Origin of the sequence: Bradyrhizobium barranii subsp. apii, from assembly GCF_011516635.5 — a bacterium.
In the GTDB taxonomy this organism is placed as follows: Bacteria; Pseudomonadota; Alphaproteobacteria; order Rhizobiales; family Xanthobacteraceae; genus Bradyrhizobium; species Bradyrhizobium barranii.
In genome coordinates this window covers 270,019-290,007 of record NZ_CP096256.1, presented here as the reverse complement: position 1 = coordinate 290,007, position 19,989 = coordinate 270,019, and the positions used below count along the sequence as shown (strand labels likewise).

The 19,989-nt window shown below is 65.9% G+C and carries 1 protein-coding gene (only partly in view); it reads left to right on the top strand.

The window, feature by feature from the left end:
* Window positions 1-19,989, top strand: partial view of a non-ribosomal peptide synthase/polyketide synthase gene (locus HAP41_RS48450; protein WP_321576693.1) — the 3' portion only. 9,789 nt of this gene lie to the left of the window's left edge; the window shows 19,989 of its 29,778 coding nt (coding positions 9,790-29,778); its start codon lies beyond the left edge, outside the window; its stop codon occupies window positions 19,987-19,989.

The window sequence follows — 19,989 nt, the reverse complement described above, 5'->3', positions numbered from 1 at the left end:
CGTGGGCTGCTCGAGCGCTATCTTGCCGCGGTCCAGCGGGTGGTGGATCGGCATGACATCCTGCGCACCTCGTTTGTCTGGGAGGGGCTGTCGCAGCCGGCCCAGGTGGTGTGGCGGAAGGCGCAACTGGAGGTGACCGAGGTCGAGCTGGATGGCGCTCATGGTGCTGGCGCCGAGCAGCTGAGGGAGCGGTTTGATCCGCGCCGGCACCGCATCGAGCTTGGCCGGGCGCCACTGCTGCGGTTTGTGATTGCGCGCGAGCCCGGCAGCGCGCGCTGGCTGCTGCTGGAGCTGCAGCATCATCTGATCGGGGATCACACCACGCTGGACGTGATGCATGCTGAGGTCCGGGCCGAGCTGGAGGGGCGCCAGCATGAGCTGCCGGCGCCGCAGCCGTTCCGCAATCTGGTGGCGCAGGTGCATCTACGCGGTGATGCCGAGGCGGACGAAGCGTTCTTCCGGGAGCTGCTGGCCGACATCGACGAGCCGACCACGCCGTTCGGCTTGAGCGAGGTGCGCGGCGACGGCGGCGGGGTTCGTGAGGCGCATCGGTTGTTGCCGCCGGCGCTCCATGCGCGGCTGCGGGAACAGGCGCGGCGGCTGGGCGTCAGTCTGGCAAGCCTGTGCCATCTGGCGTGGGGGCAGGTGGTGGCGCGCAGCAGCGGCCGCGAGCAGGTGGTGTTCGGCACGGTGCTGTTCGGCCGCCTGCAGGGCAACGCCGGCGCCGACCGCGCCATGGGGCTGTTCATCAACACCCTGCCGCTGCGGCTTGATCTTGATGGGACTGCGGTCGAGGCGAGCGTGCGAACCACGCATGCCCGGCTGGCCGAGCTGCTGGCACATGAGCATGCCTCGCTGGCGCTGGCGCAGCGCTGCAGTGCCATTGCGGCGCCGGCGCCGCTGTTCAGCGCGTTGTTGAACTACCGCCACAACACCGCGGCGGTCGCCACCGCAACCGATGACAGTCTGGTGGGCGTGGAATGGCTGGGCGGGGAGGAGCGCACCAATTATCCGCTGACCTTGTCAGTGGAGGATTTTGGCGAGGCGCTCGGGCTGACGGCGCAGGTGGCGGAGCCTATCTCGGCGGATCGGATCTGCGGCTACATGCAGCGGGCGCTCGAGCAGCTGGCAGAGGCGCTGGAGCGGGCGCCGGACACGCCGGTGCGGGAGCTGGACATCCTGCCAGCGGACGAGCGTACCTATCTGCTGGAGGAGCTGAACCGGACGGCGGCACCGTATCCTGCGGACAAGTGCATCCAGGAGCTGTTCGAGGCGCAGGTGCGCAAGGCGCCGGAGGCGGTGGCGCTGGTCTATCAGGACCAGCGCGTAAGCTATGGCGCGCTCAATGCGCACGCCAACCAGCTGGCGCATCATCTGATCGCCCTCGGGGTGAAGCCGGATCAGCCGGTGGCAATCTGCGTTGCGCGCAGTCCGCTGATGGTGGTGGGGCTTTTGGCGATCCTGAAGGCCGGCGGGGCGTATGTGCCGCTGGACCCGGCCTATCCGTCGGCGCGGTTGCGCCAGGTGCTGGAGGATGCGGCGCCGCGGCTGCTGCTGACCGATGCGGCGGGCCGCGCCGCCTTGGGCGATGTGGGCCTCGATGCGAGCGTGCTGGAACTCGATGCGGCGGCACCGGCCTGGGCCAGCCTGCCGGAATCGGATCCGGACCCGCGCGCGCTCGGCCTCACCTCCCGCCATCTCGCCTACGTGATCTACACCTCGGGATCCACCGGTACGCCCAAGGGCGTCATGGTCGAGCATCGGAGCTTGGTCAATCTTATAATATGGCATGTGCAAACCTTTTGTCGCCAGCCAGAAACCTGCTGCGCGCTCACGGCTGGAGTAGCGTTCGATGCCAGCACCTGGGAGCTATGGTCTGCGTTATGTAACCGCAGCACGTTGCTGCTCCCGCCCAGAGCGTCAGCAGCAGATTCTCTTCTGCTCCAATGGTGGCGTGATCAGTCACCTGACATTGGCTTCTTGATCACCCCGCTCGCGACAATCGCATTGGAGTATAAGCTGGTAAACTCCAAGGTGGAGTACTTGCTTGTTGGCGGTGATCGTCTCCAGCGTGTTCCTGGATCGCTAGCACCGAACCTAAAACTGATAAACAACTATGGACCTACGGAAGCTACCGTAGTGGCGACCTCGGGACGGCTCTTCGCCGAAGACGTAGTGCCGCATATTGGCCGTCCGATTGCGAACACGCGTGTGTATCTGCTGGATGGTCATGGGGAGCCGGTGCCGTTCGGGGCGGTGGGCGAGCTCTGCATTGGCGGTGCGGGGGTGGCGCGGGGCTACCTGAACCGCCCTGAGCTGACGGCGGAGCGGTTCATCGCCAGCCCCTTTGTGGACGGCGACCGGCTGTACCGGACCGGCGACCTGGCACGCTACCTGGCGGGCGGCAATCTGGAGTTTTTGGGGCGCAACGACGAGCAGGTGAAGATCCGCGGCTTCCGGATCGAGCCGGGCGAGATCGCGGCGCGGCTCCTCGAGCATCCGGCGGTGGGTGATGCGGTGGTGGTGGCGCGCGAGGATGGCCGCGGCGAGCAGCGGCTCGTTGCGTATGTCGTCGCCCCCGAAGCTGAGGAATCTGATCTTGCCGGGGGTTTGCGCGCACACTTGAGTGCGCGGCTGCCGGACTACATGGTGCCGTCTGCGTTCGTGCGGCTGGCGGGGCTGCCGCTGACGGTGAACGGCAAGGTCGATCGGAACGCGCTGCCGGCCCCGGGCGAGGAGGCGTATGCGCATCGCGCCTACGCGCCGCCGCAGGGCGAGATCGAGACGGCACTGGCAACGATCTGGGCCGAGCTTCTCGGTGTGGAGCGCATCGGGCGCCACGATCACTTCTTCGAACTGGGCGGCCACTCGCTGTTGGCGGTACAGTTGATGGAGCTTCTGCGGCGGCGGTCGCTGGGCATCGAAGTGCGCACCCTGTTCGTCCAGCCGGTGCTGGCGGATCTGGCCGCAAGCCTCGGCCACCATCAGGAGGTGGCGGTCCCGGCCAACCTGATCACCGAACGGAGTGCGGCGATCACGCCACAGATGCTGCCGCTGATCGAGCTGGCACAGGACGAGATCGACCGGATCATCGCCACGGTGCCCGGCGGGGTTGGCAACATCCAGGACATTTACGGCCTGTCGCCGCTGCAGGACGGCATCCTGTTCCATCATCTGCTGGCGGCAAAGGGCGATCCATACCTGCTGGTATCGCAGATGGCGTTTGCCGAGCGTGGGCTGCTCGAGCGCTATCTTGCCGCGGTCCAGCGGGTGGTGGATCGGCATGACATCCTGCGCACCTCGTTTGTCTGGGAGGGGCTGTCGCAGCCGGCCCAGGTGGTGTGGCGGAAGGCGCAACTGGAGGTGACCGAGGTCGAGCTGGATGGCGCTCATGGTGCTGGCGCCGAGCAGCTGAGGGAGCGGTTTGATCCGCGCCGGCACCGCATCGAGCTTGGCCGGGCGCCACTGCTGCGGTTTGTGATTGCGCGCGAGCCCGGCAGCGCGCGCTGGCTGCTGCTGGAGCTGCAGCATCATCTGATCGGGGATCACACCACGCTGGACGTGATGCATGCTGAGGTCCGGGCCGAGCTGGAGGGGCGCCAGCATGAGCTGCCGGCGCCGCAGCCGTTCCGCAATCTGGTGGCGCAGGTGCATCTACGCGGTGATGCCGAGGCGGACGAAGCGTTCTTCCGGGAGCTGCTGGCCGACATCGACGAGCCGACCACGCCGTTCGGCTTGAGCGAGGTGCGCGGCGACGGCGGCGGGGTTCGTGAGGCGCATCGGTTGTTGCCGCCGGCGCTCCATGCGCGGCTGCGGGAACAGGCGCGGCGGCTGGGCGTCAGTCTGGCAAGCCTGTGCCATCTGGCGTGGGGGCAGGTGGTGGCGCGCAGCAGCGGCCGCGAGCAGGTGGTGTTCGGCACGGTGCTGTTCGGCCGCCTGCAGGGCAACGCCGGCGCCGACCGCGCCATGGGGCTGTTCATCAACACCCTGCCGCTGCGGCTTGATCTTGATGGGACTGCGGTCGAGGCGAGCGTGCGAACCACGCATGCCCGGCTGGCCGAGCTGCTGGCACATGAGCATGCCTCGCTGGCGCTGGCGCAGCGCTGCAGTGCCATTGCGGCGCCGGCGCCGCTGTTCAGCGCGTTGTTGAACTACCGCCACAACACCGCGGCGGTCGCCACCGCAACCGATGACAGTCTGGTGGGCGTGGAATGGCTGGGCGGGGAGGAGCGCACCAATTATCCGCTGACCTTGTCAGTGGAGGATTTTGGCGAGGCGCTCGGGCTGACGGCGCAGGTGGCGGAGCCTATCTCGGCGGATCGGATCTGCGGCTACATGCAGCGGGCGCTCGAGCAGCTGGCAGAGGCGCTGGAGCGGGCGCCGGACACGCCGGTGCGGGAGCTGGACATCCTGCCAGCGGACGAGCGTACCTATCTGCTGGAGGAGCTGAACCGGACGGCGGCACCGTATCCTGCGGACAAGTGCATCCAGGAGCTGTTCGAGGCGCAGGTGCGCAAGGCGCCGGAGGCGGTGGCGCTGGTCTATCAGGACCAGCGCGTAAGCTATGGCGCGCTCAATGCGCACGCCAACCAGCTGGCGCATCATCTGATCGCCCTCGGGGTGAAGCCGGATCAGCCGGTGGCAATCTGCGTTGCGCGCAGTCCGCTGATGGTGGTGGGGCTTTTGGCGATCCTGAAGGCCGGCGGGGCGTATGTGCCGCTGGACCCGGCCTATCCGTCGGCGCGGTTGCGCCAGGTGCTGGAGGATGCGGCGCCGCGGCTGCTGCTGACCGATGCGGCGGGCCGCGCCGCCTTGGGCGATGTGGGCCTCGATGCGAGCGTGCTGGAGCTCGATGCGGCGGCACCGGCCTGGGCCAGCCTGCCGGAATCGGATCCGGATACGCGCGCGCTCGGCCTCACCTCCCGCCATCTCGCCTACGTGATCTACACCTCGGGATCCACCGGTACGCCCAAGGGCGTCATGGTCGAGCATGCTCAGATCGTTCGTTTGTTCGAGGCGACGCAGGAATGGTATGGGTTCACTGAACAGGACGTATGGTGCCTGTTCCATTCCTTCTCGTTCGACTTCTCGGTGTGGGAGTTGTGGGGCGCACTGCGTTATGGCGGTCGTTTGATTCTTGTGCCGAGCGACACCGCTCGCTCTGCTCCTGACTTCGATGATCTCATCTGCAAGTCCGGCGTTACAGTTCTGAATCAGACCCCTTCGGCTTTTAAAGCTCTTGTGGATCTGGAGCGTCAGCGCGGTGCTCGAAACCGCCTTCGCTACGTTATTTTGGGTGGAGAGGCTCTGGAGCCATCGATTCTGAAGCCGTGGTATGCAAGGCATTCAGATCGTGCACCACAATTGATCAACATGTACGGTATTACGGAAACGACCGTGCATGTCACCTATCGGTCTCTTGATCAGTCTGACACCACCGATTCGGGCAGTCAGATCGGAAGGCGCATTCCCGATCTTCGGATCTATCTGCTGGACGATCATGGGGAGCCGGTGCCGTTCGGGGCGGTGGGCGAGCTCTGCATTGGCGGTGCGGGGGTGGCGCGGGGCTACCTGAACCGCCCTGAGCTGACGGCGGAGCGGTTCATCGCCAGCCCCTTTGTGGACGGCGACCGGCTGTACCGGACCGGCGACCTGGCACGCTACCTGGCGGACGGCAATCTGGAGTTTTTGGGGCGCAACGACGAGCAGGTGAAGATCCGCGGCTTCCGGATCGAGCCGGGCGAGATCGCGGCGCGGCTCCTCGAGCATCCGGCGGTGGGTGATGCGGTGGTGGTGGCGCGCGAGGATGGCCGCGGCGAGCAGCGGCTCGTTGCGTATGTCGTCGCCCCCGAAGCTGAGGAATCTGATCTTGCCGGGGGTTTGCGCGCACACTTGAGTGCGCGGCTGCCGGACTACATGGTGCCGTCTGCGTTCGTGCGGCTGGCGGGGCTGCCGCTGACGGTGAACGGCAAGGTCGATCGGAACGCGCTGCCGGCCCCGGGCGAGGAGGCGTATGCGCATCGCGCCTACGCGCCGCCGCAGGGCGAGATCGAGACGGCGCTGGCAACGATCTGGGCCGAGCTTCTCGGTGTGGAGCGCATCGGGCGCCACGATCACTTCTTCGAACTGGGCGGCCACTCGCTGTTGGCAGTACAGATGTCGAGCCGGCTGTCGCAGGCGCAGGGTGTCGAGCTGCCGCTGCGGACGCTGTTTGCAAGACCGGTGCTGGCCGATCTGGCGGCAAGCATCGTCGAGCTGTTGAGCCGCTGCGGTCCGCAAGAGCTGCCGGCGATTGTGGCCGTGTCACGTCACGAGCCGCTTGTGCTGTCATTTGCGCAGCAGCGGCTGTGGTTTTTGGCGCAGCTGGATCAGGGCAGCACGCACTATCACGTGCCGCTGGCGTGGCGGCTGAAGGGTGGGCTCGACCGCAGCGCCTGGCAACGCAGCCTGGACCGTTTGTTTGCGCGGCATGAGGCGCTGCGCAGCGTCTTTGTCACCTCGGAGGGCAAGCTCCGGGTTGAGCTTCTGCCGGAGGAGGCGGGGCTGCCGGTCGTGGAGCACGATCTGCGGGGCAGGCTGGATGCGGACGCCGCGCTGTCGCAGCTGTGCCAGCAGGAGGCGCGCACGCCGTTTGATCTGGCGCGGGGCCCGCTGATCCGCGGCCGGCTGATCCGGCTGTCGGACGAGGCGCACGTGTTGCTGCTGACCCAGCACCACATCGTCTCGGACGGCTGGTCGCTGGGCGTGTTGGTGGGCGAGCTCACTCAGCTGTACCGGGCATTCGCGGCTGGGCAGGACGATCCGCTGCCGCCGCTTGCGATCCAGTATCCGGACTATGCTGCCTGGCAACGGCAGTGGCTGTCGGGGGAACGGCTGCAGCGCCAGGCGCAGTATTGGCGCAGCAATCTGTCCGGCGCGCCGGCCCGTCTGGCGCTGCCGACGGACCGGCCGCGGCCGGCGCAACAGTCGTTTGCCGGGGCGACGGTCCCGATCATCATTGATGCGGATCTGACGCGGGGGCTGAAGCGGCTGAGCCGGCAGCATGGCACGACATTGTTCATGACCGTGCTGGCGGGGTGGGCTGCGGTGCTGTCGCGTCTGTCGGGACAGGACGATCTTGTGATCGGGGTGCCGAGTGCCAATCGGGGGCACCGCGAGATCGAAGAGCTGATCGGCTTCTTCGTCAACACCCTGGCGCTCCGGCTGGACCTGTCGGGCGAGCCGAGCGTGTCGGAGCTGTTGGAGCGGACGCGGCGCACGGCGTTGGGAGCGCAGGAGCACCAGGAGCTGCCGTTCGAGCAGGTGGTGGAGATCGTGCAGCCGCCGCGGGCTCTTGATCATACGCCGTTGTTCCAGGTGATGCTGGCCTGGGAGAACAATGCGGTTGGGTCATTGGACCTGCCGGGGCTGAGTGTGGAAGCTGCCGGGGAAGAGATTGATCAGGTCAAGTTCGATCTGGAGCTGAGCCTTGGCGAGCAGGGTGAGGAGATCGCCGGAACGCTGGCTTATGCCACCGCGCTGTTTGATCAGACGACGATCGAGCGGCAGCGGGATTATCTGCTGGCGCTGCTGCGGGCGATGGCTGCCGATGCGCAGCAAGAGGTCGGGCGGATTGAGCTGCTGTCGTCCGCCGAGCGCACCTATCTGCTGGAGGAGCTGAACCGGACGGCGGCACCGTATCCTGCGGACAAGTGCATCCAGGAGCTGTTCGAGGCGCAGGTGCGCAAGGCGCCGGAGGCGGTGGCGCTGGTCTATCAGGACCAGCGCGTAAGCTATGGCGCGCTCAATGCGCACGCCAACCAGCTGGCGCATCATCTGATCGCCCTCGGGGTGAAGCCGGATCAGCCGGTGGCAATCTGCGTTGCGCGCAGTCCGCTGATGGTGGTGGGGCTTTTGGCGATCCTGAAGGCCGGCGGGGCGTATGTGCCGCTGGACCCGGCCTATCCGTCGGCGCGGTTGCGCCAGGTGCTGGAGGATGCGGCGCCGCGGCTGCTGCTGACCGATGCGGCGGGCCGCGCCGCCTTGGGCGATGTGGGCCTCGATGCGAGCGTGCTGGAACTCGATGCGGCGGCACCGGCCTGGGCCAGCCTGCCGGAATCGGATCCGGACCCGCGCGCGCTCGGCCTCACCTCCCGCCATCTCGCCTACGTGATCTACACCTCGGGATCCACCGGTACGCCCAAGGGCGTCATGGTCGAGCATCGGAGCTTGGTCAATCTGGGGCTGGCTCAGATAACGCTTTTGGGCGTTTGTTCAAACAGCCGAATAGTGCAGTTTGCCTCCTTTGGTTTTGATGCGAGTGTTTGGGAAATTATAATGGCGTTTGGCTCGGGAGCCGCATTGCATTTGCCTGCGGATGAGCTCTGTCAAGCGAGCACCAAGCTATCGGATTATCTGCGAAGCGAAGCCATCACGCACGCGACGTTGCCCCCAGCCTTACTTCAGCAAAGCAAGCATGTGGAATATTTGGCGTCGCAAGCTCTCATTCTTGCCGGAGAGCTGCCGAAGGCTGAACTTATCCGATGCCTGCCTGCCGCATCCATTGTCAACGGCTATGGACCGACCGAAACGACGGTTTGTGCGACGACCTGGAGTTGTCCGGCTGAGTTTGATGAGGCCATTGTCCCGATCGGCCGTCCGATCGCGAACACGCGGATCTATCTGCTGGACGATCATGGGGAGCCGGTGCCGTTCGGGGCGGTGGGCGAGCTCTGCATTGGCGGTGCGGGGGTGGCGCGGGGCTACCTGAACCGCCCTGAGCTGACGGCGGAGCGGTTCATCGCCAGCCCCTTTGTGGACGGCGACCGGCTGTACCGGACCGGCGACCTGGCACGCTACCTGGCGGGCGGCAATCTGGAGTTTTTGGGGCGCAACGACGAGCAGGTGAAGATCCGCGGCTTCCGGATCGAGCCGGGCGAGATCGCGGCGCGGCTCCTCGAGCATCCGGCGGTGGGTGATGCGGTGGTGGTGGCGCGCGAGGATGGCCGCGGCGAGCAGCGGCTCGTTGCGTATGTCGTCGCCCCCGAAGCTGAGGAATCTGATCTTGCCGGGGGTTTGCGCGCACACTTGAGTGCGCGGCTGCCGGACTACATGGTGCCGTCTGCGTTCGTGCGGCTGGCGGGGCTGCCGCTGACGGTGAACGGCAAGGTCGATCGGAACGCGCTGCCGGCCCCGGGCGAGGAGGCGTATGCGCATCGCGCCTACGCGCCGCCGCAGGGCGAGATCGAGACGGCGCTGGCAACGATCTGGGCCGAGCTTCTCGGTGTGGAGCGCATCGGGCGCCACGATCACTTCTTCGAACTGGGCGGCCACTCGCTGTTGGCAGTACAGATGTCGAGCCGGCTGTCGCAGGCGCAGGGTGTCGAGCTGCCGCTGCGGACGCTGTTTGCAAGACCGGTGCTGGCCGATCTGGCGGCAAGCATCGTCGAGCTGTTGAGCCGCTGCGGTCCGCAAGAGCTGCCGGCGATTGTGGCCGTGTCACGTCACGAGCCGCTTGTGCTGTCATTTGCGCAGCAGCGGCTGTGGTTTTTGGCGCAGCTGGATCAGGGCAGCACGCACTATCACGTGCCGCTGGCGTGGCGGCTGAAGGGTGGGCTCGACCGCAGCGCCTGGCAACGCAGCCTGGACCGTTTGTTTGCGCGGCATGAGGCGCTGCGCAGCGTCTTTGTCACCTCGGAGGGCAAGCTCCGGGTTGAGCTTCTGCCGGAGGAGGCGGGGCTGCCGGTCGTGGAGCACGATCTGCGGGGCAGGCTGGATGCGGACGCCGCGCTGTCGCAGCTGTGCCAGCAGGAGGCGCGCACGCCGTTTGATCTGGCGCGGGGCCCGCTGATCCGCGGCCGGCTGATCCGGCTGTCGGACGAGGCGCACGTGTTGCTGCTGACCCAGCACCACATCGTCTCGGACGGCTGGTCGCTGGGCGTGTTGGTGGGCGAGCTCACTCAGCTGTACCGGGCATTCGCGGCTGGGCAGGACGATCCGCTGCCGCCGCTTGCGATCCAGTATCCGGACTATGCTGCCTGGCAACGGCAGTGGCTGTCGGGGGAACGGCTGCAGCGCCAGGCGCAGTATTGGCGCAGCAATCTGTCCGGCGCGCCGGCCCGTCTGGCGCTGCCGACGGACCGGCCGCGGCCGGCGCAACAGTCGTTTGCCGGGGCGACGGTCCCGATCATCATTGATGCGGATCTGACGCGGGGGCTGAAGCGGCTGAGCCGGCAGCATGGCACGACATTGTTCATGACCGTGCTGGCGGGGTGGGCTGCGGTGCTGTCGCGTCTGTCGGGACAGGACGATCTTGTGATCGGGGTGCCGAGTGCCAATCGGGGGCACCGCGAGATCGAAGAGCTGATCGGCTTCTTCGTCAACACCCTGGCGCTCCGGCTGGACCTGTCGGGCGAGCCGAGCGTGTCGGAGCTGTTGGAGCGGACGCGGCGCACGGCGTTGGGAGCGCAGGAGCACCAGGAGCTGCCGTTCGAGCAGGTGGTGGAGATCGTGCAGCCGCCGCGGGCTCTTGATCATACGCCGTTGTTCCAGGTGATGCTGGCCTGGGAGAACAATGCGGTTGGGTCATTGGACCTGCCGGGGCTGAGTGTGGAAGCTGCCGGGGAAGAGATTGATCAGGTCAAGTTCGATCTGGAGCTGAGCCTTGGCGAGCAGGGTGAGGAGATCGCCGGAACGCTGGCTTATGCCACCGCGCTGTTTGATCAGACGACGATCGAGCGGCAGCGGGATTATCTGCTGGCGCTGCTGCGGGCGATGGCTGCCGATGCGCAGCAAGAGGTCGGGCGGATTGAGCTGCTGTCGTCCGCCGAGCGCACCTATCTGCTGGAGGAGCTGAACCGGACGGCGGCACCGTATCCTGCGGACAAGTGCATCCAGGAGCTGTTCGAGGCGCAGGTGCGCAAGGCGCCGGAGGCGGTGGCGCTGGTCTATCAGGACCAGCGCGTAAGCTATGGCGCGCTCAATGCGCACGCCAACCAGCTGGCGCATCATCTGATCGCCCTCGGGGTGAAGCCGGATCAGCCGGTGGCAATCTGCGTTGCGCGCAGTCCGCTGATGGTGGTGGGGCTTTTGGCGATCCTGAAGGCCGGCGGGGCGTATGTGCCGCTGGACCCGGCCTATCCGTCGGCGCGGTTGCGCCAGGTGCTGGAGGATGCGGCGCCGCGGCTGCTGCTGACCGATGCGGCGGGCCGCGCCGCCTTGGGCGATGTGGGCCTCGATGCGAGCGTGCTGGAACTCGATGCGGCGGCACCGGCCTGGGCCAGCCTGCCGGAATCGGATCCGGCCCCGCGCGCGCTCGGCCTCACCTCCCGCCATCTCGCCTACGTGATCTACACCTCGGGATCCACCGGTACGCCCAAGGGCGTCATGGTCGAGCATCGGAGCACTGTCAACCTGCTGCATTGGAGCAGCGGCGTGTTTGCGGAATCAGAAATCAGCCGGACGCTGTTTGCCACCTCGATCAGCTTTGATCTGTCGATCTACGAGTGCTTCGTTCCACTCTCGCAAGGAACCAGGCTGCACCTTGTCGAGAATGCGCAAACGCAGTCGGATGTCTCCTTAATCAACACCGTCCCTTCGGCGATCGCCGCTCTGCTCGATCAGAAAGCAGTACCGGCTTCGACAAGCGTCATCAATTTGGCCGGCGAGCGGCTGAAGGCGGATCTCATCGCGAAGGCATTTGAGAGCAGTGGTGTCGAGAAGATCTGTAATCTGTACGGTCCTTCCGAGACAACGACCTACTCGACCTGGATTTGCATACGAAGGGGGGACGTTGTCGTTGAAACGATTGGCCGTCCGATTGCGAACACGCGTGTGTATCTGCTGGATGGTCATGGGGAGCCGGTGCCGTTCGGGGCGGTGGGCGAGCTCTGCATTGGCGGTGCGGGGGTGGCGCGGGGCTACCTGAACCGCCCTGAGCTGACGGCGGAGCGGTTCATCGCCAGCCCCTTTGTGGACGGCGACCGGCTGTACCGGACCGGCGACCTGGCACGCTACCTGGCGGGCGGCAATCTGGAGTTTTTGGGGCGCAACGACGAGCAGGTGAAGATCCGCGGCTTCCGGATCGAGCCGGGCGAGATCGCGGCGCGGCTCCTCGAGCATCCGGCGGTGGGTGATGCGGTGGTGGTGGCGCGCGAGGATGGCCGCGGCGAGCAGCGGCTCGTTGCGTATGTCGTCGCCCCCGAAGCTGAGGAATCTGATCTTGCCGGGGGTTTGCGCGCACACTTGAGTGCGCGGCTGCCGGACTACATGGTGCCGTCTGCGTTCGTGCGGCTGGCGGGGCTGCCGCTGACGGTGAACGGCAAGGTCGATCGGAACGCGCTGCCGGCCCCGGGCGAGGAGGCGTATGCGCATCGCGCCTACGCGCCGCCGCAGGGCGAGATCGAGACGGCACTGGCAACGATCTGGGCCGAGCTTCTCGGTGTGGAGCGCATCGGGCGCCACGATCACTTCTTCGAACTGGGCGGCCACTCGCTGTTGGCGGTACAGTTGATGGAGCTTCTGCGGCGGCGGTCGCTGGGCATCGAAGTGCGCACCCTGTTCGCCCAGCCGGTGCTGGCGGATCTGGCCGCAAGCCTCGGCCACCATCAGGAGGTGGCGGTCCCGGCCAACCTGATCACCGAACGGAGTGCGGCGATCACGCCACAGATGCTGCCGCTGATCGGGCTGGCACAGGACGAGATCGACCGGATCATCGCCACGGTGCCCGGCGGGGTTGGCAACATCCAGGACATTTACGGCCTGTCGCCGCTGCAGGACGGCATCCTGTTCCATCATCTGCTGGCGGCAAAGGGCGATCCATACCTGCTGGTATCGCAGATGGCGTTTGCCGAGCGTGGGCTGCTCGAGCGCTATCTTGCCGCGGTCCAGCGGGTGGTGGATCGGCATGACATCCTGCGCACCTCGTTTGTCTGGGAGGGGCTGTCGCAGCCGGCCCAGGTGGTGTGGCGGAAGGCGCAACTGGAGGTGACCGAGGTCGAGCTGGATGGCGCTCATGGTGCTGGCGCCGAGCAGCTGAGGGAGCGGTTTGATCCGCGCCGGCACCGCATCGAGCTTGGCCGGGCGCCACTGCTGCGGTTTGTGATTGCGCGCGAGCCCGGCAGCGCGCGCTGGCTGCTGCTGGAGCTGCAGCATCATCTGATCGGGGATCACACCACGCTGGACGTGATGCATGCTGAGGTCCGGGCCGAGCTGGAGGGGCGCCAGCATGAGCTGCCGGCGCCGCAGCCGTTCCGCAATCTGGTGGCGCAGGTGCATCTACGCGGTGATGCCGAGGCGGACGAAGCGTTCTTCCGGGAGCTGCTGGCCGACATCGACGAGCCGACCACGCCGTTCGGCTTGAGCGAGGTGCGCGGCGACGGCGGCGGGGTTCGTGAGGCGCATCGGTTGTTGCCGCCGGCGCTCCATGCGCGGCTGCGGGAACAGGCGCGGCGGCTGGGCGTCAGTCTGGCAAGCCTGTGCCATCTGGCGTGGGGGCAGGTGGTGGCGCGCAGCAGCGGCCGCGAGCAGGTGGTGTTCGGCACGGTGCTGTTCGGCCGCCTGCAGGGCAACGCCGGCGCCGACCGCGCCATGGGGCTGTTCATCAACACCCTGCCGCTGCGGCTTGATCTTGATGGGACTGCGGTCGAGGCGAGCGTGCGAACCACGCATGCCCGGCTGGCCGAGCTGCTGGCACATGAGCATGCCTCGCTGGCGCTGGCGCAGCGCTGCAGTGCCATTGCGGCGCCGGCGCCGCTGTTCAGCGCGTTGTTGAACTACCGCCACAACACCGCGGCGGTCGCCACCGCAACCGATGACAGTCTGGTGGGCGTGGAATGGCTGGGCGGGGAGGAGCGCACCAATTATCCGCTGACCTTGTCAGTGGAGGATTTTGGCGAGGCGCTCGGGCTGACGGCGCAGGTGGCGGAGCCTATCTCGGCGGATCGGATCTGCGGCTACATGCAGCGGGCGCTCGAGCAGCTGGCAGAGGCGCTGGAGCGGGCGCCGGACACGCCGGTGCGGGAGCTGGACATCCTGCCAGCGGACGAGCGTACCTATCTGCTGGAGGAGCTGAACCGGACGGCGGCACCGTATCCTGCGGACAAGTGCATCCAGGAGCTGTTCGAGGCGCAGGTGCGCAAGGCGCCGGAGGCGGTGGCGCTGGTCTATCAGGACCAGCGCGTAAGCTATGGCGCGCTCAATGCGCACGCCAACCAGCTGGCGCATCATCTGATCGCCCTCGGGGTGAAGCCGGATCAGCCGGTGGCAATCTGCGTTGCGCGCAGTCCGCTGATGGTGGTGGGGCTTTTGGCGATCCTGAAGGCCGGCGGGGCGTATGTGCCGCTGGACCCGGCCTATCCGTCGGCGCGGTTGCGCCAGGTGCTGGAGGATGCGGCGCCGCGGCTGCTGCTGACCGATGCGGCGGGCCGCGCCGCCTTGGGCGATGTGGGCCTCGATGCGAGCGTGCTGGAGCTCGATGCGGCGGCACCGGCCTGGGCCAGCCTGCCGGAATCGGATCCGGATACGCGCGCGCTCGGCCTCACCTCCCGCCATCTCGCCTACGTGATCTACACCTCGGGATCCACCGGTACGCCCAAGGGCGTCATGGTCGAGCATGCTCAGATCGTTCGTTTGTTCGAGGCGACGCAGGAATGGTATGGGTTCACTGAACAGGACGTATGGTGCCTGTTCCATTCCTTCTCGTTCGACTTCTCGGTGTGGGAGTTGTGGGGCGCACTGCGTTATGGCGGTCGTTTGATTCTTGTGCCGAGCGACACCGCTCGCTCTGCTCCTGACTTCGATGATCTCATCTGCAAGTCCGGCGTTACAGTTCTGAATCAGACCCCTTCGGCTTTTAAAGCTCTTGTGGATCTGGAGCGTCAGCGCGGTGCTCGAAACCGCCTTCGCTACGTTATTTTGGGTGGAGAGGCTCTGGAGCCATCGATTCTGAAGCCGTGGTATGCAAGGCATTCAGATCGTGCACCACAATTGATCAACATGTACGGTATTACGGAAACGACCGTGCATGTCACCTATCGGTCTCTTGATCAGTCTGACACCACCGATTCGGGCAGTCAGATCGGAAGGCGCATTCCCGATCTTCGGATCTATCTGCTGGACGATCATGGGGAGCCGGTGCCGTTCGGGGCGGTGGGCGAGCTCTGCATTGGCGGTGCGGGGGTGGCGCGGGGCTACCTGAACCGCCCTGAGCTGACGGCGGAGCGGTTCATCGCCAGCCCCTTTGTGGACGGCGACCGGCTGTACCGGACCGGCGACCTGGCACGCTACCTGGCGGGCGGCAATCTGGAGTTTTTGGGGCGCAACGACGAGCAGGTGAAGATCCGCGGCTTCCGGATCGAGCCGGGCGAGATCGCGGCGCGGCTCCTCGAGCATCCGGCGGTGGGTGATGCGGTGGTGGTGGCGCGCGAGGATGGCCGCGGCGAGCAGCGGCTCGTTGCGTATGTCGTCGCCCCCGAAGCTGAGGAATCTGATCTTGCCGGGGGTTTGCGCGCACACTTGAGTGCGCGGCTGCCGGACTACATGGTGCCGTCTGCGTTCGTGCGGCTGGCGGGGCTGCCGCTGACGGTGAACGGCAAGGTCGATCGGAACGCGCTGCCGGCCCCGGGCGAGGAGGCGTATGCGCATCGCGCCTACGCGCCGCCGCAGGGCGAGATCGAGACGGCACTGGCAACGATCTGGGCCGAGCTTCTCGGTGTGGAGCGCATCGGGCGCCACGATCACTTCTTCGAACTGGGCGGCCACTCGCTGTTGGCGGTACAGTTGATGGAGCTTCTGCGGCGGCGGTCGCTGGGCATCGAAGTGCGCACCCTGTTCGCCCAGCCGGTGCTGGCGGATCTGGCCGCAAGCCTCGGCCACCATCAGGAGGTGGCGGTCCCGGCCAACCTGATCACCGAACGGAGTGCGGCGATCACGCCACAGATGCTGCCGCTGATCGGGCTGGCACAGGACGAGATCGACCGGATCATCGCCACGGTGCCCGGCGGGGTTGGCAACATCCAGGACATTTACGGCCTGTCGCCGCTGCAGGACGGCATCCTGTTCCATCATCTGCTGGCGGCAAAGGGCGATCCATACCTGCTGGTATCGCAGATGGCGTTTGCCGAGCGTGGGCTGCTCGAGCGCTATCTTGCCGCGGTCCAGCGGGTGGTGGATCGGCATGACATCCTGCGCACCTCGTTTGTCTGGGAGGGGCTGTCGCAGCCGGCCCAGGTGGTGTGGCGGAAGGCGCAACTGGAGGTGACCGAGGTCGAGCTGGATGGCGCTCATGGTGCTGGCGCCGAGCAGCTGAGGGAGCGGTTTGATCCGCGCCGGCACCGCATCGAGCTTGGCCGGGCGCCACTGCTGCGGTTTGTGATTGCGCGCGAGCCCGGCAGCGCGCGCTGGCTGCTGCTGGAGCTGCAGCATCATCTGATCGGGGATCACACCACGCTGGACGTGATGCATGCTGAGGTCCGGGCCGAGCTGGAGGGGCGCCAGCATGAGCTGCCGGCGCCGCAGCCGTTCCGCAATCTGGTGGCGCAGGTGCATCTACGCGGTGATGCCGAGGCGGACGAAGCGTTCTTCCGGGAGCTGCTGGCCGACATCGACGAGCCGACCACGCCGTTCGGCTTGAGCGAGGTGCGCGGCGACGGCGGCGGGGTTCGTGAGGCGCATCGGTTGTTGCCGCCGGCGCTCCATGCGCGGCTGCGGGAACAGGCGCGGCGGCTGGGCGTCAGTCTGGCAAGCCTGTGCCATCTGGCGTGGGGGCAGGTGGTGGCGCGCAGCAGCGGCCGCGAGCAGGTGGTGTTCGGCACGGTGCTGTTCGGCCGCCTGCAGGGCAACGCCGGCGCCGACCGCGCCATGGGGCTGTTCATCAACACCCTGCCGCTGCGGCTTGATCTTGATGGGACTGCGGTCGAGGCGAGCGTGCGAACCACGCATGCCCGGCTGGCCGAGCTGCTGGCACATGAGCATGCCTCGCTGGCGCTGGCGCAGCGCTGCAGTGCCATTGCGGCGCCGGCGCCGCTGTTCAGCGCGTTGTTGAACTACCGCCACAACACCGCGGCGGTCGCCACCGCAACCGATGACAGTCTGGTGGGCGTGGAATGGCTGGGCGGGGAGGAGCGCACCAATTATCCGCTGACCTTGTCAGTGGAGGATTTTGGCGAGGCGCTCGGGCTGACGGCGCAGGTGGCGGAGCCTATCTCGGCGGATCGGATCTGCGGCTACATGCAGCGGGCGCTCGAGCAGCTGGCAGAGGCGCTGGAGCGGGCGCCGGACACGCCGGTGCGGGAGCTGGACATCCTGCCAGCGGACGAGCGTACCTATCTGCTGGAGGAGCTGAACCGGACGGCGGCACCGTATCCTGCGGACAAGTGCATCCAGGAGCTGTTCGAGGCGCAGGTGCGCAAGGCGCCGGAGGCGGTGGCGCTGGTCTATCAGGACCAGCGCGTAAGCTATGGCGCGCTCAATGCGCACGCCAACCAGCTGGCGCATCATCTGATCGCCCTCGGGGTGAAGCCGGATCAGCCGGTGGCAATCTGCGTTGCGCGCAGTCCGCTGATGGTGGTGGGGCTTTTGGCGATCCTGAAGGCCGGCGGGGCGTATGTGCCGCTGGACCCGGCCTATCCGTCGGCGCGGTTGCGCCAGGTGCTGGAGGATGCGGCGCCGCGGCTGCTGCTGACCGATGCGGCGGGCCGCGCCGCCTTGGGCGATGTGGGCCTCGATGCGAGCGTGCTGGAGCTCGATGCGGCGGCACCGGCCTGGGCCAGCCTGCCGGAATCGGATCCGGATACGCGCGCGCTCGGCCTCACCTCCCGCCATCTCGCCTACGTGATCTACACCTCGGGATCCACCGGTACGCCCAAGGGCGTCATGGTCGAGCATGCTCAGATCGTTCGTTTGTTCGAGGCGACGCAGGAATGGTATGGGTTCACTGAACAGGACGTATGGTGCCTGTTCCATTCCTTCTCGTTCGACTTCTCGGTGTGGGAGTTGTGGGGCGCACTGCGTTATGGCGGTCGTTTGATTCTTGTGCCGAGCGACACCGCTCGCTCTGCTCCTGACTTCGATGATCTCATCTGCAAGTCCGGCGTTACAGTTCTGAATCAGACCCCTTCGGCTTTTAAAGCTCTTGTGGATCTGGAGCGTCAGCGCGGTGCTCGAAACCGCCTTCGCTACGTTATTTTGGGTGGAGAGGCTCTGGAGCCATCGATTCTGAAGCCGTGGTATGCAAGGCATTCAGATCGTGCACCACAATTGATCAACATGTACGGTATTACGGAAACGACCGTGCATGTCACCTATCGGTCTCTTGATCAGTCTGACACCACCGATTCGGGCAGTCAGATCGGAAGGCGCATTCCCGATCTTCGGATCTATCTGCTGGACGATCATGGGGAGCCGGTGCCGTTCGGGGCGGTGGGCGAGCTCTGCATTGGCGGTGCGGGGGTGGCGCGGGGCTACCTGAACCGCCCTGAGCTGACGGCGGAGCGGTTCATCGCCAGCCCCTTTGTGGACGGCGACCGGCTGTACCGGACCGGCGACCTGGCACGCTACCTGGCGGACGGCAATCTGGAGTTTTTGGGGCGCAACGACGAGCAGGTGAAGATCCGCGGCTTCCGGATCGAGCCGGGCGAGATCGCGGCGCGGCTCCTCGAGCATCCGGCGGTGGGTGATGCGGTGGTGGTGGCGCGCGAGGATGGCCGCGGCGAGCAGCGGCTCGTTGCGTATGTCGTCGCCCCCGAAGCTGAGGAATCTGATCTTGCCGGGGGTTTGCGCGCACACTTGAGTGCGCGGCTGCCGGACTACATGGTGCCGTCTGCGTTCGTGCGGCTGGCGGGGCTGCCGCTGACGGTGAACGGCAAGGTCGATCGGAACGCGCTGCCGGCCCCGGGCGAGGAGGCGTATGCGCATCGCGCCTATGAGCCGCCGCAGGGCGAGATCGAGACCACGCTGGCACAGATCTGGGCCGAGCTTCTCGGTGTGGAGCGCATCGGGCGCCACGACAACTTCTTTGCGCTCGGCGGCCATTCCCTGCTAGCTGTGCAATTGCTCAGTCGCGCACTTGATCTTGGGCTCAAGTTCAGTGCCGCCGACCTCTTCCAAGCCCCCGTTCTAAAGGAACTTGCATCAAAGACTCAATTGGAACCACAGCCCAGCAGTTCGAGAGTGATTTGTGTTCGAGCAACCGGATTGCAGCCGCCACTGTTCTTTGTTCCCACAGGTTTGGGCGACTGCTCCTATGTCCCCAGTTTGGTCCAGGAAATGAACGTAGAATGTCCTGTCTACGCTTTGCCATGGCCCCAATTCAGTGAAGTTCGAGTTCCAGATCTTGAAGAGATAGCCTCGCAAGTAAATTTGGCGATTAGAGAGATTCAGGCACGAGGTCCATATCGATTCGCTGGATATTCATCAGGAGGAGTCTTGGCCTACGCCATTGCGCAGCAGTTACTGGATCTTGATGAAGCTGTTTCATTCATCGCTCTAATCGATGTTGTGCTACCTGCAAAACCGTCAAGCGTATCACCCACCCAAATGTTGCGAGAAGCGTTGTTGGAATCTCTCGAATTAGACGACGAGAAGTTCAAAATGCTTGAACGCTTCGCTGAACAAAGTTCAATTTCTAAGCTCCTTGAAAAGGCCCAGAAAGTTGGGGCGATCCATTTGGATCGTGATCTCGAGAACGACATTCTGACGTATGAAAGGAGCATGCAGTTTCATAGGGCGCTGGACTTGTATGAGGTACCATCCCTACCGATTGAGATACATCAGTTCTATAGCAACGAGCATCTTAGCCGTCGCGCACGATCTCGCAAAAATTCAATAGATCCAGAGGGTGCGCCCCTGCGGGGTTGGGACCGCGTTCTGAGTGCGGAGGCCATTCATGCCGTGCCAATTCCGGGCGACCACGTGACTATGATGAGTGTCCCGGAGAACCGCCGAGTTCTGGCTCGACACCTATCAACGGCCTTAACAGCCGATAGACCCCCTCCCAAGAGTAGTGGCTCATAA